This is a genomic window from Nocardioides sp. CCNWLW216 (assembly GCF_037120545.1).
Classification (GTDB): domain Bacteria; phylum Actinomycetota; class Actinomycetes; order Propionibacteriales; family Nocardioidaceae; genus Nocardioides; species Nocardioides lianchengensis.
Genome location: NZ_JBBBBJ010000017.1, coordinates 1 through 22,982, shown reverse-complemented (window position 1 = coordinate 22,982; position 22,982 = coordinate 1). Strand labels below are relative to the sequence as shown.

At 73.2% G+C, this 22,982-nt stretch carries 16 protein-coding genes; 11 read left to right on the top strand and 5 right to left on the bottom strand.

The window, feature by feature from the left end:
• Window positions 1–212 precede the first annotated feature (212 nt).
• The 5 genes from V7S47_RS25185 to V7S47_RS25165 are packed head-to-tail and all read left to right on the top strand — an operon-like array spanning window position 213 to window position 8,383.
• Window positions 213–599: an L-rhamnose mutarotase gene (locus V7S47_RS25185; protein ID WP_090854453.1), complete on the top strand. Its 387-nt coding sequence runs from the start codon at window positions 213–215 to the stop codon at window positions 597–599.
• 7 nt (window positions 600–606) lie between these two features.
• Entirely contained in the window at window positions 607–1,770 is a 1,164-nt protein-coding gene (rhaI, locus tag V7S47_RS25180; RefSeq protein ID WP_336564178.1) for an L-rhamnose isomerase, read from the top strand.
• A 56-nt stretch (window positions 1,771–1,826) separates the two neighbouring features.
• Window positions 1,827–3,863, top strand: a complete 2,037-nt coding sequence (locus V7S47_RS25175) for a bifunctional aldolase/short-chain dehydrogenase (RefSeq protein ID WP_336564177.1) — start codon at window positions 1,827–1,829, stop codon at window positions 3,861–3,863.
• Complete coding sequence (locus V7S47_RS25170; protein WP_336564176.1) at window positions 3,860–5,344, top strand: rhamnulokinase; 1,485 nt, start codon at window positions 3,860–3,862, stop codon at window positions 5,342–5,344. The genes V7S47_RS25175 and V7S47_RS25170 overlap by 4 nt, the downstream gene beginning before the upstream one ends.
• Window positions 5,345–5,398: 54 nt before the next feature.
• Window positions 5,399–8,383 (top strand): glycosyl hydrolase, encoded by a 2,985-nt coding sequence (locus tag V7S47_RS25165; protein WP_336564175.1) that lies wholly within the window; start codon window positions 5,399–5,401, stop codon window positions 8,381–8,383.
• Between the two features lie 165 nt (window positions 8,384–8,548).
• Here V7S47_RS25165 and V7S47_RS25160 read toward each other — a convergent pair whose 3' ends face one another.
• Together V7S47_RS25160 and V7S47_RS25155 are read right to left on the bottom strand one after the other, a co-directional pair.
• On the bottom strand, window positions 8,549–9,214 hold the full coding sequence (locus V7S47_RS25160) for a response regulator (protein WP_090854573.1): 666 nt from the start codon (window positions 9,212–9,214) through the stop codon (window positions 8,549–8,551).
• Window positions 9,211–10,416, bottom strand: coding sequence for a sensor histidine kinase (locus tag V7S47_RS25155; RefSeq protein WP_336564174.1), 1,206 nt, complete (start codon window positions 10,414–10,416; stop codon window positions 9,211–9,213). The genes V7S47_RS25160 and V7S47_RS25155 overlap by 4 nt, the downstream gene beginning before the upstream one ends.
• 112 nt (window positions 10,417–10,528) lie before the next feature.
• Between V7S47_RS25155 and V7S47_RS25150 the strand changes: the two genes are divergently transcribed.
• Window positions 10,529–11,719, top strand: coding sequence for a serine hydrolase domain-containing protein (locus tag V7S47_RS25150; RefSeq protein WP_336564173.1), 1,191 nt, complete (start codon window positions 10,529–10,531; stop codon window positions 11,717–11,719).
• Window positions 11,720–11,912: 193 nt separating this feature from the next.
• Here V7S47_RS25150 and V7S47_RS25145 read toward each other — a convergent pair whose 3' ends face one another.
• Entirely contained in the window at window positions 11,913–12,635 is a 723-nt protein-coding gene (locus tag V7S47_RS25145) for a FadR/GntR family transcriptional regulator (RefSeq protein WP_090854430.1), read from the bottom strand.
• Between the two features lie 101 nt (window positions 12,636–12,736).
• Here V7S47_RS25145 and V7S47_RS25140 point away from each other — a divergent pair, with 101 nt between their 5' ends.
• The 3 genes from V7S47_RS25140 to V7S47_RS25130 are packed head-to-tail and all read left to right on the top strand — an operon-like array spanning window position 12,737 to window position 15,605.
• A complete protein-coding gene (locus tag V7S47_RS25140; protein ID WP_336564172.1) occupies window positions 12,737–13,522 on the top strand; it encodes a (Fe-S)-binding protein in 786 nt (261 codons plus the stop codon).
• Window positions 13,519–15,009 (top strand): lactate utilization protein B, encoded by a 1,491-nt coding sequence (locus V7S47_RS25135; protein WP_336564170.1) that lies wholly within the window; start codon window positions 13,519–13,521, stop codon window positions 15,007–15,009. The genes V7S47_RS25140 and V7S47_RS25135 overlap by 4 nt, the downstream gene beginning before the upstream one ends.
• Complete coding sequence (locus V7S47_RS25130) at window positions 15,006–15,605, top strand: LutC/YkgG family protein (protein WP_336564169.1); 600 nt, start codon at window positions 15,006–15,008, stop codon at window positions 15,603–15,605. The genes V7S47_RS25135 and V7S47_RS25130 overlap by 4 nt, the downstream gene beginning before the upstream one ends.
• Before the next feature lie 54 nt (window positions 15,606–15,659).
• Here V7S47_RS25130 and V7S47_RS25125 read toward each other — a convergent pair whose 3' ends face one another.
• Window positions 15,660–15,890, bottom strand: a complete 231-nt coding sequence (locus V7S47_RS25125; RefSeq protein ID WP_336564168.1) for a LysR family transcriptional regulator — start codon at window positions 15,888–15,890, stop codon at window positions 15,660–15,662.
• 204 nt (window positions 15,891–16,094) lie between these two features.
• On the opposite strand from V7S47_RS25125, the gene V7S47_RS25120 reads away from it, so the two are divergent.
• A complete protein-coding gene (locus tag V7S47_RS25120; RefSeq protein WP_336564167.1) occupies window positions 16,095–21,905 on the top strand; it encodes a family 78 glycoside hydrolase catalytic domain in 5,811 nt (1,936 codons plus the stop codon).
• Between the two features lie 57 nt (window positions 21,906–21,962).
• Here V7S47_RS25120 and V7S47_RS25115 read toward each other — a convergent pair whose 3' ends face one another.
• Window positions 21,963–22,430 (bottom strand): MarR family winged helix-turn-helix transcriptional regulator, encoded by a 468-nt coding sequence (locus V7S47_RS25115; protein WP_336564166.1) that lies wholly within the window; start codon window positions 22,428–22,430, stop codon window positions 21,963–21,965.
• A 61-nt stretch (window positions 22,431–22,491) separates the two neighbouring features.
• On the opposite strand from V7S47_RS25115, the gene V7S47_RS25110 reads away from it, so the two are divergent.
• Window positions 22,492–22,860 carry a VOC family protein gene (locus V7S47_RS25110; RefSeq protein WP_336564165.1) on the top strand — a complete coding sequence of 123 codons (369 nt, stop codon included), beginning with the start codon at window positions 22,492–22,494 and terminating at the stop codon, window positions 22,858–22,860.
• The last annotated feature ends 122 nt before the right edge of the window (window positions 22,861–22,982 follow it).

The following is a 22,982-nucleotide window of genomic DNA, read 5'->3' as shown; positions in this document are numbered from 1 at the left end:
CAGACCCGAGCTTGCTCGGGGCTGCGGAACCCGTCTCGAAACCTCGACCGAGGGTCGCGATCAGCACCGAAGCAGGATGCACCACCGCACCACCCCGCTAGACCCGCCCGGCCGGCCATGGCTCTCCCGTGGCCGGCCGGGCACCCCACCCCGCCGTACCGGCACCGCACCACCAGCACCACCCCCCAGATCACCTCTGAAAGGCAGGAACCGTGCAGCGCGTCTGCTTCCAGCTCCAGGTCCGGCCGGACCGGATGGCGGAGTACCAGGAGCGGCACGCGGCCGTATGGCCCGACATGCTCGCGGCCCTGCACGAGACCGGCTGGCACAACTACTCCCTCTTCCTGCGCGAGGACGGGCTGTTGATCGGCTACGTCGAGACGCCCGACCTCGCCGCCGCGCAGGCCGGCATGGCCGCCACCGAGGTCAACGCCCGCTGGCAGGCCGAGATGGCCGAATTCTTCGTCGACCTCGACGGGGCGGCGCCCGACACGGGCTTCGTCCAGCTCCGCGAGGTCTTCCACCTGGAGGACCAGCTGGCCCTCCTCCCGAACACCACGGCAGCCACACCCCCGGCCGCCCCGACCACCGAGAAGTGATGTCACGATGACGACGTTCAGCCAGATCGCCCCGCAGCTCGAGGGCCAGGCCATCGAGCTGCCCTCGTGGGCGTTCGGCAACTCCGGCACCCGGTTCAAGGTGTTCGGCACGCCCGGCACCCCGCGCTCCATCGAGGAGAAGATCGCCGACGCCGCGACGGTCAACCGCTTCACCGGCCTCGCGCCGAAGGTCGCCCTGCACATCCCGTGGGACAAGACCGACGACTACGCCGCCCTCCGCGCGTACGCCGCGGAGCAGGGTGTCGCGCTCGGCACCGTCAACTCGAACACCTTCCAGGACGACGACTACAAGTTCGGCGCCCTGACGCACACCGACAAGAAGGTGCGCCAGAAGGCGATCGACCACCACTTCGAGTGCATCGACGTGATGGACGCGACCGGCTCGCGCGACCTGAAGATCTGGCTGGCCGAGGGCTCCAACTACCCGGGCCAGGCCGACCTGCGCGGCCGCCAGGACCGACTGCACGAGTCGCTCTCCGCGATCTACGACCGGATCGGCGAGGAGCAGCGCCTGGTCCTGGAGTACAAGTTCTTCGAGCCGGCGTTCTACCACACCGACGTCCCGGACTGGGGTACGTCGTACGCCCAGGTGAGCGCGCTCGGCGAGCGGGCCACGGTCTGCCTCGACACCGGCCACCACGCGCCCGGCACCAACATCGAGTTCATCGTGATGCAGCTGCTGCGCCTCGGGAAGCTCGGCTCGTTCGACTTCAACAGCCGCTTCTACGCCGACGACGACCTGATCGTCGGCTCGGCCGACCCGTTCCAGCTGTTCCGGATCCTCTTCGAGGTCATCCGCGGCGGCGGCTACGGCCCCGACTCCGACGTGGCCTTCATGCTCGACCAGTGCCACAACGTCGAGGACAAGATCCCCGGCCAGATCCGCTCGGTCCTCAACGTCCAGGAGATGACGGCCCGCGCGCTGCTCGTCGACCGTGACGCCTTGAGCGCGGCGCAGGAGGCCGGCGACGTCCTCGGCGCCCACGAGATCTTCAACGACGCGTTCTACACCGACGTCCGCGCCGACCTCGCCGCCTGGCGTGAGGAGCGCGGTCTGCCCGCCAGCCCGATGAAGGCGTACGCCGCGTCCGGCTACCAGCAGCAGATCGAGGAGTCCCGCGTCGGCGGGACCCAGCTGTCCTGGACCTGACGGTCCGCCCCTGATCGCGCACCCGAACCCCTTCCCCAGAAGACGAGAAAGGCATCATGACCAACCCTGCTGCGGCCGAGCTGATCGCCCGGTCCAACCGCCTCGGCGCCGACCCCAAGAACACCAACTACGCGGGCGGCAACACCTCGGCGAAGGGCACCGAGACCGACCCGGTCACCGGTGAGCCCGTCGAGCTGCTCTGGGTGAAGGGCTCGGGTGGCGACCTCGGCACCCTGAAGGAGAGCGGCCTGGCCGTGCTCCGCCTGGACCGGATGCGCGCGCTGGTCGACGTCTACCCGGGCCTCGACCGCGAGGACGAGATGGTCGCCGCGTTCGACTACTGCCTGCACGGCAAGGGCGGTGCGGCGCCGTCGATCGACACCGCGATGCACGGTCTCGTCGACGCCGCGCACGTCGACCACCTGCACCCCGACTCCGGCATCGCGATCGCGACCGCCGCGGACGGCCAGGAGCTGACCACCACGATCTTCGGCGACAAGGTCGTGTGGGTCCCGTGGCGTCGCCCCGGCTTCCAGCTCGGTCTCGACATCGCCGAGATCAAGGAGAAGAACCCGCAGGCGATCGGCTGCATCCTCGGCGGCCACGGCATCACCGCGTGGGGCGACACCTCCGAGGAGGCCGAGGCCAACTCGCTGTGGATCATCGACACCGCGGCGTCGTACATCGCCGAGCACTCGAAGGCCGAGCCCTTCGGTCCTGCCCTCGAGGGGTACGGCGCCCTGCCGGAGGCCGAGCGTCGCGCCAAGGCCGCCGCCCTGGCCCCGACCATCCGCGGCATCGCGTCGGTCGACCGTCCGATGGTCGGCCACTTCGCCGACCACGACGTCGTCCTCGACTTCCTGGCCGCCAGCGAGCACCCCCGCCTGGGTGACCTGGGCACGTCCTGCCCGGACCACTTCCTGCGCACCAAGGTCAAGCCGCTCATCCTCGACCTGCCCGCGTCGGCGTCGGTCGAGGACTCGATCGCCCGCCTGAAGGAGCTCGCGGTCTCCTACCGCGAGGACTACCAGGGCTACTACGACCGAAACGCCACGCCGGAGTCCCCGGCGATCCGCGGCGCGGACCCGCTCATCGTGCTGGTCCCCGGCGTCGGCATGTTCAGCTTCGGCAAGGACAAGCAGACCGCCCGCGTGGCCGGCGAGTTCTACACCAACGCCATCAACGTGATGCGTGGCGCCGAGGGCCTCTCGACGTACGCCCCGATCGACGAGGCGGAGAAGTTCCGCATCGAGTACTGGGCGCTCGAGGAGGCCAAGCTCCAGCGGATGCCGAAGCCCAAGCCGCTCGCCACCCGGATCGCGCTGATCACCGGTGCCGCCGGCGGCATCGGCAAGGCCACCGCCAAGAAGCTCGCGGCCGAGGGCGCCTGCGTCGTCATCGCCGACCTGGACCTGGCGAAGGCCCAGGCCGCCGCCGCCGAGATCGGTGGCTCGGACGTCGCCGTCGGCGTCGCCGCCGACGTGTCCAAGGAGGACGCCGTCCAGGCCATGGTCGACGCGGCCGTGCTCGCCTTCGGCGGTCTCGACCTGGTCGTCAACAACGCCGGCCTGTCGCTGTCCAAGTCGCTCCTCGAGACCACCGAGGCCGACTGGGACCTGCAGCACAACGTGATGGCCAAGGGCTCGTTCCTGGTCTCAAAGGCCGCGGCCAAGGTGCTCATCGAGCAGGAGATGGGCGGCGACATCGTCTACATCTCCTCGAAGAACTCCGTCTTCGCGGGCCCGAACAACATCGCCTACTCCGCGACCAAGGCCGACCAGGCCCACCAGGTCCGGCTGCTCGCCGCCGAGCTCGGCGCCCACGGCGTCAAGGTCAACGGCGTGAACCCGGACGGTGTCGTCGCGGGCTCGGGCATCTTCGCCAGCGGCTGGGGCGCCAACCGCGCCGCGGTCTACGGCGTGGAGGAGAAGGACCTCGGCAAGTTCTACGCGCAGCGCACCATCCTCAAGCGCGAGGTGCTGCCGGAGAACATCGCCAACGCCGTCTTCGTGCTCTGCGGTCCCGACATGACCCACACCACCGGCCTGCACGTCCCCGTCGACGCGGGCGTGGCTGCGGCGTTCCTGCGATGACGGGAGCCACCCGGCCCGGCTCGCCGGTCCGCGTCGCGGCCGTCGACCTCGGCGCGACCAGCGGCCGCGTGATGGCGGGCCGGGTGGGCCCGCGCTCACTGCACCTGGAGGAGCTGCACCGCTTCCCCAACGGCGGCGTGCGCGCCAACGGCTCGTTGTTCTGGGACGTCCTCGGCATCCACCGCGAGGTCCTGAACGGCGTCCGTGAGGTCGCCCGCACCGGTCCGCTGCACGGCATCGGCATCGACTCCTGGGCGGTCGACTACGGCCTGCTCGACCGGGACGGCAACCTGCTCGGCAACCCCTACAGCCACCGTGACTCGCGCACCGACGGCGTCCCCGCCCGGGTGCTGGAGAAGGTCGGCGCGGCCGACCTGTACGCGACGACCGGCCTGCAGAACCTGCCGTTCAACACGATCTACCAGCTCGCGGCGGCCCAGGGCACCGCGGCGCTGGAGTCGGCCGAGCAGCTGCTCCTGCTGCCCGACCTGCTGGCGTACTGGCTGACCGGGAAGGTCGGCGCCGAGCGCACCAACGCCTCCACCACCGGCCTGTACGACGTGACCACCCGCGAGTGGGCGGTCGACCTGGCCAAGCGGGTCGGGGTGCCGTGGGCGATCCTGCCGCCGCTGCGCGACGCCGGTGACGTGATCGGTCCGGTCCTCGGCGAGGTGGCCGAGCAGCTCGGCGTCGACGGGGGCGTCCCCGTGGTCGCGGTCGGGTCGCACGACACCGCGTCGGCGATCGTCGGGGTGCCGGCCACCGAAGACGACTTCGCCTACATCTCCTCCGGCACCTGGTCGCTCGTCGGCCTGGAGCTGGAGAAGCCGGTGCTGTCGGAGGCCGCGCGGCTCGCCGACTTCACCAACGAGGGCGGCGTCGACGGCACGGTCCGGTTCCTGAAGAACGTGATGGGCCTGTGGGTGCTCTCGGAGTGCCTGCGGACCTGGTCGGACCAGCGGATCCGCGAGGCCAGCCTCGCGGCCGTCCTCGAGGGCGCGGTCGACGCACCCGCGCTGCGGACCGTCGTCGACATCAACGACCCGCGGCTGCTGCCGCCCGGGGACATGCCGTCCCGGATCCAGCAGCTGGCCGAGGAGGCGGGCGAGCCGATCCCGCGGACGCCCGTCGGGATCGCCCGCACGGTCATCGACAGCCTGGCCCTGGCCTACCGCAAGCACCTGCGGACGGCGGCCGAGCTCGCCGGCCGGTCGCCGTCGGTGGTGCACATCGTCGGGGGCGGCTCGCAGAACCACCTGCTCTGCCAGCTCACCGCCGACGCGGTCGGGATCCCGGTCCTCGCCGGCCCGTCCGAGGCGGCCGCGCTCGGCAACGTGCTGGTCCAGGCCCGCACCCTCGGGGCGCCGCTGAAGGACCTGGGCGCCATGCGCGACCTGGTCCGTCGTACGCACGAGCTGCACCGCTTCGAGCCCCGTCCCGGCACCGACTGGGACGCGGCGGAGGCCCGCATCACCCGCTGACCCACTCCGCACCACCGTTCCACCATCCCCTCACTCCACCTCTCGGGAGCCCAGATGAACGACGTCCGACAGACCCCTCATCCCCTTCGTCGGCGGACGCTGTTCGGAGGAGCCGCCGCCGGCCTCGGTCTCGCAGCCGTGGCCGGGGCGGCGCCGGCGGGCGCCCACGGCGGTGGACCCGGCCGGGCGACGGACCTGCTCCGGTCCTTCGCCCGGCCCGGCACCGCCACCGCGGCCGGGTTCCGTTGGTGGTGGCCGAACGGCCTCGTCGACCCCCGCGAGGTCGAGCGCGAGGTCGACCAGGTCGCGGACGCCGGCTTCGGCGTCCTGGAGATCGCCGACGTCACCCACAGCCTCAACGCCCGGGGCATCGAGATGGACCTGGCCCGTCACGGCTGGGGCACCCCGGCCTGGGTCCGCGGCGTCAAGGCCGCCCTGGCCCGCGGCGCCCGGCGCGACGTGCGCATCGACGTCACGGTCGGCCCGTCCTGGCCGGCCGCGGTCCCGACCGTCACGCCCGACGACGACGCGGCCTGCGCCGAGCTGGCCCACGGCGTCGTGACGCTCGCCGCGGGGGCGTCGTACGACGACGTCGTCCCGGAGCCGGTCATCGCGCCGGCCGCCGCCAGCACCCGGCGCGAGCTGGTGGCCGTGCAGGCCTTCCGCGACCTCGGCACCGTCAAGGCGGTCACCACCCTCGACCCGGCCTCGCGCGTCGACCTCACCGACCGGGTCCGTGACGGGCGGCTGGCCTGGACCGCGCCGGGTGACGGCGCCTGGGTGCTGCTGTCCTACTGGCGCCGCGGCTCCGCGCAGGAGCCGGAGGCGGGCCCGCACACCGACCCGCCGTCGTACGTCGTCGACCACTTCAGCGCCGCCGGCTCCGCGGCCGTGGTCGATCTGTGGGAGGACCGGATCCTCGACCGCGAGATGCGGCGGCTGCTGAGGAAGGCCGGCGGCTACCTCTTCGAGGACTCCCTCGAGATCGAGACCGACGCGACCATCTGGACGCCGCTGATGCTGGCGGAGTTCCGGAAGCGGGCCGGCTACGACCTGCTGCCGTACCTCCCGGTGGTCGTCGAGGCCCACGAGAAGTACCTCTTCGCCTTCGACGCCGTGACCACGACCCGCGTGCGCGACGACTTCAACCAGGTGCTCAGCGACCTCTACCGCGACCACCACCTGCTGGTCCTGCAGCGCTTCGCGCGCTCGCTCGGGATGGGCCTGCGGGTGCAGCCCTACGGCCTGGAGACCGACACCGTCGAGCACGCCGCGCTGCTCGACGTACCCGAGACGGAGTCGCTGGGCTTCAAGAACCTCGACGACTACCGGGTGATGGCCGGCGGCCGCGACCTGGCCGGCCACACGATCCTGTCGTGCGAGGCGGCCTGCTACAACGGCGCGGCCTACAACACGACCTGGGACCGCGCGCTGCAGACGCTCAACAGCATCTTCGCGGCGGGTGTCAACCAGTGCGTCCTGCACGGCTTCGCGTACGCCGACGCGCCCGGCGTCAGCTGGCCCGGCTTCGCCGCGTTCTCGCCGTACTACAAGGGCGCCATCGGGTACGGCGAGGCCTGGGGCCCACGCACCCCGCAGTGGCGGCACATCCCCGACGTGGCCGGCTACCTCGCCCGCACGCAGCTGGTGCTGCAGACCGGCACCCCGACGTACGACGTCGTGTTCCTGCGCCAGAAGGGCTGGACCTCCACCGGCATCGGCGCGCCCTGGGCGACCAACACCGGCATCCCGACCGGCTGGACGCACTCGTTCGCCACGCCCGCGCTGCTCGACCTGCCGCTGGCCCGCGTGCGGGGCGGGGTGCTCGCGCCGGACGGGCCGTCGTACCGGGTGATGGTGATCGGGCCGGACCAGTTCCGGGGCGCCGAGCGGACGATGGCCGTCGCGACGGCCCGTCGGGTCCTGGCACTCGGGCGGGCCGGGCTGCCGGTCGTCCTGCTCGGCGACTGGTCGACGGCCGAGCCGGTCGGCCTCGCGCAGCCGGGGGAGACCGACGCGCTGCGCTCCCTGCTGGCGTCGCTCGCGGCGCTGCCGACGACCCGGTCGGTGCTCACCGACGCGGAGCTCCCGGCCGCGTTCGCCGCCCTCGGGGTCACACCGGCCGTCTCCCACGAGACCTCGACCGTCGCGCACGTGCGGCGCGTGGTCGGCGACACCGACCTCTACTACCTGGCCAACGCCAAGCACGCCGAGAACCGCAAGCTGGTCCGGGTCACCCAGGACGTCTGGCTCACGGCGACCGACCGGTCGTCGGTGCCGCACCTGCTCGACGCCTGGACCGGCACGGTCACGCCGGTCGCCGCCTACGAGCGGTCCGGCGACCGGGTCCGGGTCACCGTCGACCTGCTGCCCGGCCAGTCGACCGTGGTGGCGCTGACGCCCGCCTCGCGGGGCGACCGGACCCCGGCCGTGGTCGCCTCGACCGCGCCGGTGCGGCGCGACGGGTCGCGGGTGGTGCTCCGGGCCGCCACCGCCGGTGCCCACACCGCCACGCTGGCCTCCGGGCGGGTCGTGCGGACGTCCGTGGACCGGGTGCGCGAGGCCGTCGTACCGACGTCGTGGGAGCTGGCGGTCGAGGACTGGCAGCCGGGCTCCTCCGCGACGCAGACGGTGCGGCCGGTCCGTCGTACGACGCTGACGACGCTGGCCCCCTGGTCGCAGCTGCCCGGGCTGGAGGACGTGTCCGGCATCGGCCGCTACCGCACCGTCGTCGACCTCGGCCGCGACTGGACCGACGGCGACGGCGCCGTCCTGGAGCTCGGCGAGGTCAACGACACCTTCCGGGTCACCGTCAACGGTCACCGGCTCCCGCCCAGCGACGTCCTCGACACCACCGTCGACCTCGGCGACCGGCTGCGCCGCGGGCGCAACGTGATCGAGGTCGAGGTGGCCTCCACCCTCCTCAACCGGCTCCGCACCGTCACCCCCGAGGTGTACGGCGTCGCCGCCCGCCAGTCCTACGGCCTCCTCGGCCCGGTCCGCCTGGTCCCGTACGCCGAGCGCACCCTGCGCCTCTGACCTGCCTGCCGGGCGGCCGGCACCGGGGGTGAGAGTTTTATCGGCTAGCCGATGAAACTCACGGCTGGACGATGAACCTTTGTCGTCCCGGCGTGAGTTCCGTCGGCTAGCCGATGAAACTCTCCGGGCGGCCCCGAGCCCGCCCACGCCGGCTCGCCGGGGCGCTCAGTCGGGGACGTCGACGATCTTGTTCTGGTAGGCCCAGACGGCGGCCTGGAGGCGGGAGCGGACGCCGAGCTTGGGCATCATCCGGGCCAGGTGCGACTTCACCGTCGAGACCTCCAGGACCAGCTCGGCGGCGATCTCGTCGTTCGAGAGGCCCTGGGCGAGCAGCAGCAGGATGTCGAGCTCGCGCGCGGTCAGCAGGTCGGAGCCGCCGACGGCGACGACCGGGCGGGTGCCGCGCCGGGTCACGACCTCGCGCAGCACCCGCCGGGTGAGCGAGGTGTCGATGGTGCCCTCGCCGGCGGCCACGGCGCGTACGGCGGCCAGCAGCTCCTCGGGCTCCGCGTCCTTCAGCAGGAACCCGGAGGCGCCGGCCTCGAGGGCGCCGAAGAGGTACTCGTCGATGTCGAAGGTCGTCAGCACCAGCACCGCGATCGGGTCCTCGACGCCCGGCCCGCAGAGCGCGCGGGTCGCGGTGATGCCGTCGGTCCCCGGCATCCGGATGTCGGTGCAGACCACGTCGGCGTGCAGCTCCCGGGCGGCGGTCACGGCCGCGGCGCCGTCCTCGACCGCCGCCACGACGTCGATGTCGGGGGCGGCACCCAGCAGCGTGGTGAGGCCGGCCCGGACCATCGGCTGGTCGTCGGCCACCACGACCCGGATCACGCGTCCCCCTCGGCCCGCGGCGTCCACAGGCGGACCCGCCACCCGCCGGCGGACGTCGTACCGGCCTCGACGGTGCTGCCGGTCAGCTCGGCCCGCTCGCGCATCCCCACGAGGCCGAGTCCACCACGGACGCCCGGGTCGGCCGGCCGCGGTGCCGGTCCGTTGGTCACGGTGACCACCAGTGCGGCGGCGTCGCGGTCGTCCACCGTGACGGTGCACGGCGCCCCGGGCGCGTGCCGCGCGGCGTTGGCGAGGGCCTCCTGGACCATCCGGTACGTCGCCAGCTGGGCCAGCGGTCCGACTCCGGTGCCCATCTCGCGGTCCGGGTCGGCCCGCAGCTCCAGGTCGACCTGCTGGCCCGCGACCCGGGCCTGCTCGACCAGTCCGGTCAGCCCCGCCAGCGTCTCCGTCCGTACGCCGGCCGCCACCCCGTCGTCCTCGCGGAGCAGCCCGACCAGTCGGCGCAGGTCGCGCAGGACGGCGGTGCTCTCCCGTCGTACCTCCGCGACGGCGGCCTTCGCGCCCGCCGGGTCGGTGTCGACCTGGGTGGCGATGGCCGCGCTGAGCACCGCGATCCCGGTCAGGTGGTGGGCGGCGATGTCGTGCAGCTCGCGGGCCATCGCCGTGCGCTCGCGGGCGACGGCGGCCTGGACCAGGGCGTCCTGCTCGCGCTCCAGCGCCCGGATCCGGTCGTCCTGGGCGGTGCGGGTCTCGCGGCGGGCGACCACCAGCGCGGCGACCAGCAGGGTGCCGCCGGTCAGGACGAGGGCCTGCAGCGCGCCCGCGCCCACCGCCGTACCGGGGGTGACGCCGTCGTCGATCGCGGCGCCGGCCTGGCCGGCGGCCACCAGCAGGCCGGCCGCCGTCAGAACCGACCAGCCGTCCTGCCACGGGCGCGTGGTGGCCAGCGTGTAGAGGCCGACCAGGAACGCCACCGACGTCACGCCGATCGCGCCGGCGGCGCCGAGGGCCGCAGCGGCCGGGACGGCGGCCGCGGTCGCGAGCGCGACCGCGGCGGGCCGGCGCCGCCGTACGACGAGGGCGGCGGAGGCCGCAGTCACCACGCCCAGGGTCGCCCACCAGGCGGCGTGCTCGAAGGACGGGATGCCGTCCTCGTCCGTGGCCAGCAGCGGGAGGGCGACCAGCAGCAGCACCGCGAGCACCCATGCGCCCGCGGCGACCCTCGCTCCGCTCCGCGCCATGGCAGCACGCTAGCCGGGGCGCCGACGACCCGGCTTCCACCGAAGGATGCAACCCGCAGGCTCCATCCTTCGCCGCTCGATGCGCGGGGGGCTCGCTTCCTAGCGTCGAGCCATGACCACTTCTCGGAAGATCCTGCTGGCCGCGGCCCTCGTCGCCGCCACCCTCGCCCCGACGGCACCCGCCCCGGCGGCACCAGCTCCGGCGGCACCAGCTCCGGCGGCTCCCGCCGCCGATCCACGACCGGGGCACGACCCCGGCCTGCAGCGCCGCCTCGACCGGCTCGTGACCGACCAGCGGCTCCCGGGGGTGATCGCCACGGTCCGCGGCCGCGACGGCCGGGTGCGCAGCTACACCGCCGGCGTCGGCGACCTGCGCGACGGCTCGCCGGTCCCTGCCGACGGGCGGGTGCGGATCGCCAGCAACACCAAGATGTTCACCGCGACCGTCGTCCTGCAGCTGGTGGGGGAGGGGAAGGTCGACCTCGACGCGCGGGTCGAGCGGTACCTGCCGGGCGTCGTCCGGGGGAGGGGGAACGACGGCCGCCGGATCACCGTGCGCCAGCTGCTCCAGCAGACGAGCGGGCTGCCCGACTACGACACCATCGTCGAGGCGCAGGGCGGGTCGCTGCAGTCCATCGCCGGGCAGTACTTCGAGCCGTACGACCTCCTCGACGCCGCGCTCGGGGAGCGCCGGCACTTCAAGCCCGGGCGGAAGTGGGAGTACAGCAACACCAACTACGTCGTCCTCGGGCTGCTCGCCCAGCGGGTGACCGGACGGCCGATCGGCGAGGAGATCACCCGGCGGATCATCCGGCCCATCGGACTCGAGGACACCTACTGGCCGCGGCAGGGGGAGCAGCGGATCCGCGGCGTGCATCCGCGGGGCTACTGGGCCGACGAGCCGGGGGCGCCGTACGAGGACATCACCCGGATGGACCCGTCCCTCGGCTGGGCGGCCGGCCAGCTGGTCTCTACGACGGCCGATCTCGGTCGGTTCATGCAGGCGCTGCTCGACGGTCGCCTGCTCGCCCCGGCCCAGCTGGCGCAGATGCGCCGGACCGTGCGGGCGCCCGGCTTCGACGCCGAGCCGGGCTGGCGCTACGGCCTCGGGCTGGCCAGCCACCGGCTCCCGTGCGGCATCCGCGGCTGGGGCCACGGCGGCGACATCCAGGGCTTCGAGACCCGCAACCTGGTGACCAACGACGGCCGCTGGGCGGTCGTCGCCGTCACCGCCCTGCCCGACACGCTCGAGGGCATCGCGGCGGTCAGCGCCACGGTGGAGGCCGCGCTCTGCCGCTCCTGACCCGCACCCCCTGTGGACAACTCGGCGTGGCTGTCCACAGGGGGAGGGCCGAACGTGGCCGATCGGTCCCGGCAGGCTGACCGATCGGACGATGCCGGGCGGGGTGTCGTTCGGAGATGGTTGACCTCTGCACGGGGAACCGCCCCGCCGATCATTCCCCCCGGTCGGCGGGGCGTCCCCGTGCTTCAGCGGCTCAGGGCGCCAGCAGTCGGCGCGAGGAGTGGATGTGTCCCTCCATCAGCGTGGCCGCGCGCTCGGGATCACCGGCGGCGATGGCGGCGTGGATGGCCCGGTGCTCGGCGGTGAGTGCCGCGCGCACCTCGGGCCAGCGCTCGCCGAGCTGCTCCAGCTCGCGCAGGATCGGCAGCCGCATGGCCTCGCGGATGGCGATCGTCATGTCGGCGACCAGCCGGTTGCCGCCCGCCTCGGCGACGGCGATGTGGAAGGCCGTGTCGAGGTCGTTGAAGGTCTCGCGGTCGGCGTCGCCGGCCATCGCCTCCAGCGGGGACGCGATCTCGGCCAGGGCCTCGGCCGACGCGTGCGCCGCGGCCAGCCCGGCGCTCGAGCGCTCCAGCATCACCCGCGCCGCGACCACGTCGGCCATCGCGAAGTTGGCCAGCGCGACGTGCAGCCGTAGCACCCGGGTCAGCGCCTCGGACGGCAGCGCGGAGACCACGGTCCCGGCGTCCGGGCCCGAGCCGACCCCGGAGCGGACCACGCCCTGCGCCTCGAGCGTCCGCATCGCCTCCCGTACGGCGGCCCGCGACACCTGCAGCCGCGCGGCCAGGTCGCGCTCCGCGGGCAGCCGGTCACCGACCTTCAGGGTGCCGGCCAGGATCTGCTCCTCGACCCGCTCGACGACCAGCTCGTAGGCGCGCGCCCGGGCGACGGGCTGCCAGCCGTCGGTCGTGGTCACGCGGTCCTCCCTCGTCGTACCGCCGTTTGACCGGCGGAGCGGGGCGAGCCTATCGTTCTGTCCTGTGGTCTGACCACAGCAAGGTCAGAGGATGGAGAAGCATGCGGGTCGCACTGATGGTCACCTGCGTCAACGACGCGATGTTCCCCGAGACCGGGAAGGCCGTCGTCACGCTGCTGAGGCGGCTCGGCGTCGACGTCGAGTTCCCGGCCGCGCAGACCTGCTGCGCGCAGCCGATGGTCAACACCGGCTACCTCGACGAGGCGGTGCCCGTCGTCCGCACCTTCGTCGACGCCTTCGCCGGGTACGACGCCATCGTCACCCCGTCCGGCTCCTGCGCCGGCTCGGCCCGCCACCAGCACGGGATCGTCGCGAAGCGCTCCGGTGACGCCGGCCTGGTGAAGGCGGTCGCCGAGACGGCGCCCCGGACCTACGAGCTGACCGAGTTCCTGGTCGACGTGCTCGGCGTGACCGACGTGGGCGCCTACTTCCCCCACCGGGTCACCTACCACCCGACCTGCCACTCACTGCGGATGCTCGGGGTCGGCGACCGGCCCCGGCAGCTGCTCGAGAAGGTCCGGGGGATCCGGCTCGCCGAGCTCCCGAACGCCGAGGAGTGCTGCGGCTTCGGCGGCACCTTCGCGGTCAAGAACGCCGACACCTCGATCGCCATGGGAGCCGACAAGGCCCGCCACGTCCGCGACACCGGCGCCGAGGTGCTGGTCGCGGGCGACAACTCCTGCCTGATGCACATCGGCGGCGTGCTCTCGCGGCAGCGCTCCGGCGTCCGCGTCATGCACCTGGCCGAGATCCTGGCCTCGACCGAGGACGCGCCGGTGCTCGCCGCCCCGGCGGCTCCGACCCGCGCCCAGGAGGCCCCCCGATGAGCGGCACCTTCGTCGGCATGCCGGCCTTCCCGACCGCGGCCAAGGCCGCGCTCGGCGACACCCAGCTGCGCCACAACCTCTCCCACGCGACCGGCGTCATCCGGGCCAAGCGCTCCAAGCTGGTCGCCGAGGTCGAGGAGAACCTGGGCTGGGAGGACCTCCGCCTGGCCGGCGCCGCGGTCAAGGACCGCGCCCTGCGCGACCTCGAGACCAACCTGGTCCTGCTCGAGGAGCGGCTGACCGCCGCCGGCGCGACCGTGCACTGGGCCCGCGACGCGGCCGAGGCCAACGCGATCGTCGTGGCGATCGCGAAGAGGCACGCGGCCGAGGAGGTCGTGAAGGTCAAGTCGATGGTCACCCAGGAGATCGGCCTCAACGAGGCCCTCGAGGCCGAGGGCATCTCGGCCTGGGAGACCGACCTGGCCGAGATCATCGTCCAGCTCGGCCACGACCTGCCCAGCCACATCCTGGTCCCGGCCATCCACCGCAACCGGGCCGAGATCCGCGAGATCTTCATCCGCGAGATGGGCCTGGTCGGCAAGCCCGCCCCCGAGGGGCTCACCGACGAGCCGGCCGCGCTGGCCGGCGCCGCCCGCGAGCACCTGCGTGAGAAGTTCCTGCGTGCCAAGGTCGCCGTCTCGGGCGCCAACTTCGCCGTCGCCGAGACCGGGACCCTGGTCGTCGTCGAGTCCGAGGGCAACGGCCGGATGTGCCTGACCCTGCCCGACGTGCTGGTCTCCGTGGTCGGCATCGAGAAGGTGGTCCCGAGCTGGACCGAGCTCGACCCGCTGCTCCGGCTGCTGCCCCGCTCGTCCACCGGCGAGCGGATGAACCCCTACACCTCCACCTGGACCGGGGTCACGCCCGGCGACGGGCCGCAGGAGGTGCACGTCGTCCTCCTCGACAACGGCCGCACCAATGCGCTCGCCGACGAGGTCGGCCGCCAGGCGCTGCGCTGCATCCGCTGCTCGGCCTGCCTCAACGTCTGCCCGGTCTACGAGCGCACCGGTGGGCACGCCTACGGCTCGGTCTACCCCGGCCCGATCGGCGCGATCCTCAACCCGCTGCTCAAGGGCACGGGCGACGCCCAGACCGACTCGCTGCCCTACGCCTCCTCGCTGTGCGGCGCCTGCTTCGAGGCCTGCCCGGTCCGCATCGACATCCCGGAGGTGCTGGTCCACCTCCGCTCGAAGGTCGTCGACGGTCACCGCGACGACACCGTCCCGAAGCTCGAGGCGGTCGCGTTCAAGGGCGCGGCGTACGCCCTCTCCGACGCCAAGCGGCTCTCGCTCGCGGAGCGCGGCTCGGGCCTGGCCGGCCGGGTCCTCTCCCGCTTCGGCCGTACGACGCTCCCGGGTGGTCGCAAGGCCGCCGGCCGGATCCCCGGTCCCGGCGCCGCGAAGTGGACCAGCGCCCGCGACCTGCCCGCCCCGCCCGCGGAGTCATTCCGCGCCTGGTGGAAGCGCACCGACGGAGGCAAGCGATGACGACCGCCCGCGACGAGATCCTGGGCCGCGTACGACGCGCGCTGGCCGACGTCGAGCCCGACCGCGAGCCGGTCGCCTCCCCGCGCCTGGCCGAGCGGCCGCACGCCGAGGTGGTCGACCTGTTCGCCGAGCGGGTCGAGGACTACCGCGCGATCGTCGAGCGCTGCACGCCGGCCCAGCTGGCCCGCAAGGTCGGCGCCGCCGTACCGGAGGGCGCGACGGTGGTCGTGCCCGCCGGCCTCTCGGTCGCCGTGAAGGGCGCGACCGTCGACGACGGCACGCTGACCTCGGCCGACCTCGACGCGATCGACGTCGTCGTCACCGACGCCCGGGTCGGGATCGCCGAGACCGGCACGATCGTGCTCGACCACACCGCCGGCATGGGTCGCCGGGCGATCACCCTGGTGCCCGACCGGCACGTCTGCATCGTCCGCACCGACCAGGTCGTCGCCGACGTCCCCGACGCGGTCGAGCTGCTCGACCCGGCCCGCCCGCTGACCTGGATCAGCGGCCCCTCGGCCACCAGCGACATCGAGCTCGACCGGGTCGAGGGCGTCCACGGCCCCCGCACCCTGCACGTCATCATCGTCGGCTGAGCCCGGCGCTCGGCGGCGCGTGACAGCCGGGCCGGCCCGCGCGCCCCGCCCGGCTCAGACCAGGCCGAGCCGCACCGCGTGCACGACGACCTGCATCGTGTTGTCGAGCCCCCAGGCGCGCCGCAGCGCCTGCATCCGGCGGGTCAGGGTGCTCTCGGAGACGTTGCACGCGGCCGCGGCCTGGGCGGTCGTCGCGCCGTCCGCGATCTGCGCCAGCAGTCGCAGGGTCAGGTCGTCGGGGCGGTCGGGCAGCGGGATCTCGCCCTCGCTGTAACGATTCATCATTCCAGCCGGATTGTGGCAGCCGTCACTCCCTTTGGGAAGGGGGGCCAGACCAGCACTTCTCCTCGGTTCAGCCCGCTGAACCGCGCCTGACCGGATCCCGTCAACCTGAGACGCATCCCTAGCGTCTGTCAGCCCCCTGTGAAACGGTTCACGACAGTGCGTGACCGCTGTCACGCCGCTGGTTCGATCGATGGGACTGACGCAGTGAACCGAGTTCTGACCCCCGCCGCACGTCGCGGCACCGCGGCGCTCGCGGCCCTCGCCCTCGTCGGCGGGCTCGGCGTGGCGGTGACCGCCCCCGCAGGCGCGGTCGCCACGGCCGCCGTCGCCGCCGATCCGGCGGTGGTGCAGCTGTCCGGGCTGACGGTCAACGGCCGCACCGACCCGCTGGGCATCCCCGGCGAGGACCCCAGCCTGGGCTGGCAGGCCGCCTCGACGGCCCGCGGCGTCGTGCAGAGCGCCTACCAGGTCCGGGTCGCGAGCAGCGAGGACGCACTCGGCGACGCCGACGTCTGGGACTCCGGCAAGGTCGCCTCCGACCGCCAGACCGACGTCCTGTACGACGGGCCCGCGCTGACCTCGCAGACCCGCTACGTGTGGCAGGTCCGGACCTGGGACGGCACCGACCAGGCCTCGGCCTGGAGCGAGCCGGCGTCCTTCGAGACCGGCGTCCTGGCCGCGGGCGAGTGGCAGGCCGACTGGATCGGCAAGTCCACGTCGGGCGAGGTCGACACCTGGGACGACTACACCGCCGACATCGACTTCGACATCGCCGACCTGGCCATCGGCGTGTTCGTCCGGGCCGCCAACACGAGCAACGCCTACATGTGGCAGATCTCGACGGCCGACGGCACCGGCGTCCCGAAGTTCCGCCCGCACAAGCGGGTCAACAACGGCTACGCCCTGCTCGGGAACCAGCCGATCACCAGCATCACCTCCGCCCAGCTCCTCGAGGGCACGCACCGCCTGACGATCACGGTCGACGGCAGCGCCATCACCACCCTGCTCGACGGCACCCAGATCGACCAGCGCACGGACTCCCAGTTCACCCGGGGCTTCGTCGGCTTCCGTCAGGACTTCGCCGACGGCAAGGGCGACGAGTCGGCCGACATCAAGAAGGTCAAGGTCACCCGCAAGAACGGCACCGTCCTGCTGGACACCGACTTCTCGTCGAGCAACCCGTTCGACGGCGGCCGGCTGACCGCGCAGGGTCTGCGCGTCGCCGAGCGCCAGGACGTCCTCTACCGCTCGAAGGACGCGAACAAGCCGCTGCTGCGCACGTCCTTCACGACCCAGCCCGGCAAGACGGTGGAGTCGGCGCGGGTCTACGCGTCGGCCCAGGGCGTCTACGAGCTGCAGCTCAACGGCGAGAAGGTCGGCGACCAGCTGCTCGCGCCCGGCTGGACCGAGTACCGCAAGCGGATCCAGCACCAGACCTACGACGTCACCGCCCAGGTCCGCAGCGGCGAGAACGCGTTCGGCGCGGAGCTCGGCGACGGCTGGTGGGCCGGCAAGATCGCCTCCTTCGGCTTCCGTCACTACGGCGCCAACCTGGGCCTGATCGCCCAGCTGCGCATCGACTACACCGACGGCACCTCGCAGGTCGTCGCGACCGACGACACCTGGACCAGCCACTTCGGGCCCTACGTCGCCGCCGACAACGTCGAGGGCGAGTCGTACGACGCCCGCGCCGAGCAGCCCGGCTGGGACGAGCCCGGCTTCGACGACACCGGCTGGAACCCGGTCACCGCGGCCACCGACACGACGGCCCGCCTGGTGCCGCAGCCCGACGAGCCGGTCCGCGTGACCGGTGAGGTCCCCGCACGGGTGCACACCACCCCCGCGCCCGGCGTCGAGGTCTACGACCTCGGCCAGAACCTGGTCGGCGTCGCCCGGATGAGGCTGCAGGGCCAGGCCGGGAGGACCGTCACCATCCGGTACGGCGAGGAGCTCAACCCCGACGGCACGCTCTACACCGCCAACCTCCGCTCGGCGAAGGTCACCGACACCTACACCTTCGCCTCGACCGGCACGGCCACCTACACGCCGAAGTTCACCCAGCACGGCTTCCGCTACGTCGAGATCACCGGGACGACGGCCGCCCCGGCCCTCGCCGACGTGACCGGCGTGGTCTGGGGCTCGGACCTCGCCGCGACCGGCGACCTGGCGACCTCCGACCCGATGCTGAACCAGCTGGTCAGCAACATCTCGTGGGGCCAGCGCGGCAACTTCCTGTCGGTCCCGACCGACACCCCTGCCCGCGACGAGCGGCTCGGCTGGACCGGCGACATCAACGTGTTCGCCCCGACGGCCAGCTACCTGCGCGACACCCGGGGCTTCCTCGCCAAGTGGATGACCGACCTGCGCGACGCGGCGTACACGGACGGCAACTTCCCGGGCATCGCACCGGTGGTGCCGAACGCCGGCGACTTCGGCTCGGGCCTCGGCTGGTCCGACGCGGGCATCACGGTGCCGTACGCGACCTGGAAGGCCTGGGGCGACGGCAGGATCGTGCGCGAGAACTACGCGGCGATGGAGAAGTTCCTCGGCTTCGTGCGCACCAGCGCGGGCGCCGACCTGATCGACTCCAACCGCGGGCACTGGGAGGACTGGCTGAACCTCGACGACCCGACGGGCGTCGGCGTGCTCGGCACCATGTACTACGCCGAGGACGCCCGGATGCTCTCGGAGATGGCGATGGCGATCGGCGAGGACGCGGACGCCGCTGAGTACGCCGCGCTGTCGACCTCGGTCCGCGAGGCGTTCGTCGACGAGTTCGTCCAGGCCAACGGTGTCGTGCAGGGCAACAGCCAGGCCGGCTACGCGATGGCGCTCGGGATGGGCATGGTCGCCGACCCGGCGCTGCGCGAGAAGGTGGCCGCCAAGTTCGTGGCCAAGCTGGCGGCGAGCGACAACCACCTGACCACCGGGTTCCTCGGCACCCCGTGGCTGCTGCCGGCGCTGAGCAGCATCGGCCGCGACGACCTCGCCTACACGATGCTGCTCCACCGGGACTACCCGTCCTGGGGCTACGAGATCGAGAAGGGCGCCACCACGATGTGGGAGCGCTGGAACTCGATCATGCCGGACGGCTCGTTCGGCCCGGTCGAGATGAACTCCTTCAACCACTACGCGTACGGCGCGGTCGGCGACTGGATGTACCAGAACATCGGCGGCATCACGCCGGTCGAGGCCGGCTACAGGTCGACCCGCATCGCCCCGGTCGTCGGGGGTGGCCTGACCCACGGCGCGGGCGACTTCGCCTCGGCGTACGGGCCGATCTCGACCGACTGGAGGCTGACGGGCGAGGACCTCGCGCTGCAGGTGCAGGTCCCGGTCAACACCACGGCCCAGGTCGTGCTGCCCGCCGCGAACCCGTCGGCGGTCAGCGAGGGCGGTGAGCTGCTCGGCGACGTCGACGGCGTCACCGACGTGACCGACGACGGCGACACGGTCACCGTCACGATCGGCTCCGGCCGCTACGACTTCGACGTCACCGAGCGCAACACGCGGGTCGGCGAGATCGCCGCGGACCTCGACGAGCTGAAGGCCCGCGTGGCCGACCTCGCCGAGGCCGGGGACGTCTCCGCGGCGCAGCGCCAGCAGCTCGACACCGCGGTCGACGCGGTCCGCTCCGACGTCGACGCGGCGCTCCTCGCCGGGCTCGGCGACGACCGGGCCGCCGTCACCGCGGCGCTCGACGAGGCCCTCGACGGGGTGCGCGGGCTGCGCACCTGGCTCACGGCGGCCGAGCTGGCCGGGCCGGTCCGGGCCGACCTGGTCGCCCGGGTGACCGGGCTCGAAGGCCAGCTCGTGAATGCCTACACCGCCTCGGTCGGCGTCGCCGTCGCCCTCCCGCCGGTCGCCGGCGTGGCGGTCCCCGGCGGCAACCTCGCCGGCACGGTCGAGGTGACCAACACCGGGACGAAGGCGCTCACCGGGCTCCAGGGCACGGTCACCGTGGCCGGTCTCGGGACGGCGGCCGTCTCGGCCGCGTCGGTCCCCGCCGGCGGCTCGGTGCAGCTGCCGTTCACGGTGTCGGTGCCGAAGCAGGCCGACCCGGGCGGGTACGACGCCACCCTGGCGCTGTCCCTCACCCTGGACGGCGAGCCGTTCACGGTGACCGCCTCGACGCCCGGCTGGGCGTCGGTGACCTCCGGCCTGGCCGTCGGCACCGTCACGGCGGCGACCGACGCGACCGACCCGGCCGACCACGCGGTCGTCACCGTGCCGGTCAGCAACAGCGGGACGACGGACGTCCGCGCGCACGTGGCGCTCACCCTGCCGGCCGGCTGGCGGACGGTCCCGTCGTCCGACGTGCTGGTGCCCGCCGGTGGCCAGGTGGACGTGACGGTTCCGGTCGTCGTACCGCTCGACCGGGCCAGCACCGAGCCGATCACCGTGGACGTCGCCGTCCGCCGGGCGGGGGCGACCCTGGCCGAGCGCACCGTCGACCTCACGCTCACCGCGCCCCGCCCGCCGGCGGCGTCGGTGGACCACGTCGACTTCGGGGACACGGCGTCGGAGAACGCCCACGTCCTGCAGAAGTCGCCGAGCAGCGGCGTCAACACCGAGGCCGGCCTGACCCGGCGCTACGCCAACTCGGGCACGCCCGGTTCCTGGTTCTCGGCCCAGGTGCAGGTGCCGGCCGGCAAGCCGTTCGTGCTCCGCAACGTGGAGACCTACTCGGGTCCCTACACCAAGAAGTACGACGTCTACGTCGACGACGTCCTGGTCCGGGAGCACCTGCTGCCGCGCACCGAGGGCGGCGAGGGGTTCAAGGTCTACGACTTCCCGGTCACCGACCCGGCCGCGCTCGACAACACCGGGACGGTGCGGGTCCGCTACGAGTACCGCCTCGGGACCCGGGCCCAGGACGGCTTCTTCGACCCCTCGATCGCCGACCTGTGGGTGCTGCCGCTCGTGACCGACACCCGCGGCCCGGACGTCTCGGCGGTCGTGGCGGCCGGCGCGGCCGGCGATGCCGGCTGGTACCGCTCGGACGTCACCGTCGCGGTCGCGGCGGCGGACACCCGGGACCCGGCTCCGCTCGTGGAGACCGCGAGCGGGGCGACCTGGTCGCCGTACGCCGGGCCGGTCGCGGTGACCGGTGACGGCAAGCGCGACCTGTCGTACCGGGCGACCGACGCCGACGACAACGTCTCGACCGGCACCCTGCCGGTCTGGATCGACACCGTGGCGCCGGTGACGACGCTGACGGCGACCCGCGGCGCGGGCGTCGACGGGTCCGACCGGGCCACGCTCGCCTTCGCCGCCACCGACGCCACCAGCGGGGTCGCGGCGACGACGTACCGGGTCGACGGCGGGGCCTGGACGACGCTCGGCGAGCAGCCGGTCGTGGTCAGCGGGTACGGCGAGCACGTGGTCGAGTTCGCCTCGACCGACGTGGCCGGCAACCCCGAGGCGCTGCGCACCGAGACGGTGAGCCTGGCCGACGTCGACACGGTCGCCGCGATCGTGGCGCCGCAGGTCGCGGGGGTCGCGAAGCTCGGCTCGACGCTGCGGGCGAGCGCCGGGTCGTGGAACACCAAGGGGCTGTCGTTCGGCTACCAGTGGCTGCGCAACGGGGCCGCGATCAGCGGTGCCCGCGCGGCGTCGTACCGGGTCGGCGCCGCCGACATCGGCAAGCGGCTCTCGGTGCGGGTGACCGCGTCGAAGGCCGGGAAGGCGCCCGGCGTCAGCACGTCGGCGGCGACCGCGCCGGTGGTCAGGGTGGCCTCGCGGACCACGGTCAGCGTGAACAAGGCCAAGGTGAAGAAGGGCAAGCCGGTCAAGGTGACCGTGGTCGTGGCGTCGAACCCGCGGGCCACGGGCACGGTGGCGGTCCGCGTCGACGGCAAGATCGTCAAGCGGGTCGTCCTGCGCGGCGGCCGGGCGGTCGTGACGGTCAAGATCCGCAAGGTCGGCAAGCACCGGATCGGGGCCGCCTACCTGGGCTCGGCCAGCACCACCCCGTCCACCGCGGCCCAGCGCCTCGTGAAGGTGGTCCGCTGACCGCAGGCTGAGCATCGACCCGGAGGGCCCCGCGCACCGCGCGGGGCCCTCCGTGCGTCACGGCTGCGGCGACTCCGGCCCCGGCTCGCGCAGGGCCGCGCCGCACCGGGACAGCAGCTGACCCAGCTGCGCCTGCTCGGCCGCGTCCAGCCCGGAGGTCATCCGCAGCTCGACCTCCTTGACTGCAGCGCTCGCCGCTGCGCGCTGGGCCCGGCCCGCGGCGGTGAGCTCGGTCGGCAGCACCCGGCCCGCGGCGGGCTGCTCGGGCCGGGTCACCAGCCCGTCGCGCTCGAGCGCCTGGAGCAGCACGTTCATCGACTGTCGCGTGACGAAGGTGCCGCGGGCCAGCTCGGAGCTGGACAGCCCGGGCCGCTGGGCCAGCAGCTCGAGGCAGGAGTAGTGGGTGATGGTCATGCCCAGCGGGCGCAGCACCGACTCCATCGCGGTGCGCAGCGCGCTCGACGTCTCCTTCAGCAGGTAGCCCAGCGACGTCTCCAGGTCGATGCCGGCGCGCGGTTGACTCATGTCAGTAGTCTGACATACCTTCTGTGTCAGATAACTGACACGCCTTCCGAGAGGACCCACCATGCCCGCCATCGGCCCCGACTTCATCTCGCTCCAGGTGCGCGACCTCGACGCCTCGCAGGCGTTCTACGAGCTCTACCTCGGCCTGGTCCGCTCCCCGGCGGGCCCGCCGCACGCCGTCGTGTTCGAGACGAAGCCGATCGCCTTCGCGCTCCGCACCGTCGTACCCGGGACCGATCTCGACTCCGTCGTCCAGCCCGGCCTCGGCGTCGCGATCTGGCTGCACGCCACCGACGTCCAGGCCATCCACGACGCCCTCGTGGCGGACGCTCACCCGATCGTCTCGACGCCGATCGACGGTCCCTTCGGCCGGACCTTCACCTTCGCCGACCCCGACGGCTACCAGGTGACCCTGCACGACCGCGCCTGAGTCGGTCGCTGGGCCGAACGCGGGTCGGCCGGCTGTCCTGTAACGCGATGTTCGCCGCACTAGGTACGCGCTGCAGCGCGGACCGAGTGCGGGGGACAACGCCGGACAAGCGGGGCCCGGCC

Bases quoted from the DNA above. Each gene is read 5' to 3' on its own strand.
- V7S47_RS25110 (WP_336564165.1), top strand. From the start codon at position 22,492: ATGCCCGCCATCGGCCCCGACTTCATCTCGCTCCAGGTGCGCGACCTC.
- V7S47_RS25150 (WP_336564173.1), top strand. From the start codon at position 10,529: ATGACCACTTCTCGGAAGATCCTGCTGGCCGCGGCCCTCGTCGCCGCC.
- V7S47_RS25175 (WP_336564177.1), top strand. From the start codon at position 1,827: ATGACCAACCCTGCTGCGGCCGAGCTGATCGCCCGGTCCAACCGCCTC.
- V7S47_RS25135 (WP_336564170.1), top strand. From the start codon at position 13,519: ATGAGCGGCACCTTCGTCGGCATGCCGGCCTTCCCGACCGCGGCCAAG.
- V7S47_RS25170 (WP_336564176.1), top strand. From the start codon at position 3,860: ATGACGGGAGCCACCCGGCCCGGCTCGCCGGTCCGCGTCGCGGCCGTC.
- rhaI (WP_336564178.1), top strand. From the start codon at position 607: ATGACGACGTTCAGCCAGATCGCCCCGCAGCTCGAGGGCCAGGCCATC.
- V7S47_RS25130 (WP_336564169.1), top strand. From the start codon at position 15,006: ATGACGACCGCCCGCGACGAGATCCTGGGCCGCGTACGACGCGCGCTG.
- V7S47_RS25125 (WP_336564168.1), bottom strand. From the start codon at position 15,890: ATGATGAATCGTTACAGCGAGGGCGAGATCCCGCTGCCCGACCGCCCC.
- V7S47_RS25140 (WP_336564172.1), top strand. From the start codon at position 12,737: ATGCGGGTCGCACTGATGGTCACCTGCGTCAACGACGCGATGTTCCCC.
- V7S47_RS25155 (WP_336564174.1), bottom strand. From the start codon at position 10,416: ATGGCGCGGAGCGGAGCGAGGGTCGCCGCGGGCGCATGGGTGCTCGCG.
- V7S47_RS25165 (WP_336564175.1), top strand. From the start codon at position 5,399: ATGAACGACGTCCGACAGACCCCTCATCCCCTTCGTCGGCGGACGCTG.
- V7S47_RS25115 (WP_336564166.1), bottom strand. From the start codon at position 22,430: ATGAGTCAACCGCGCGCCGGCATCGACCTGGAGACGTCGCTGGGCTAC.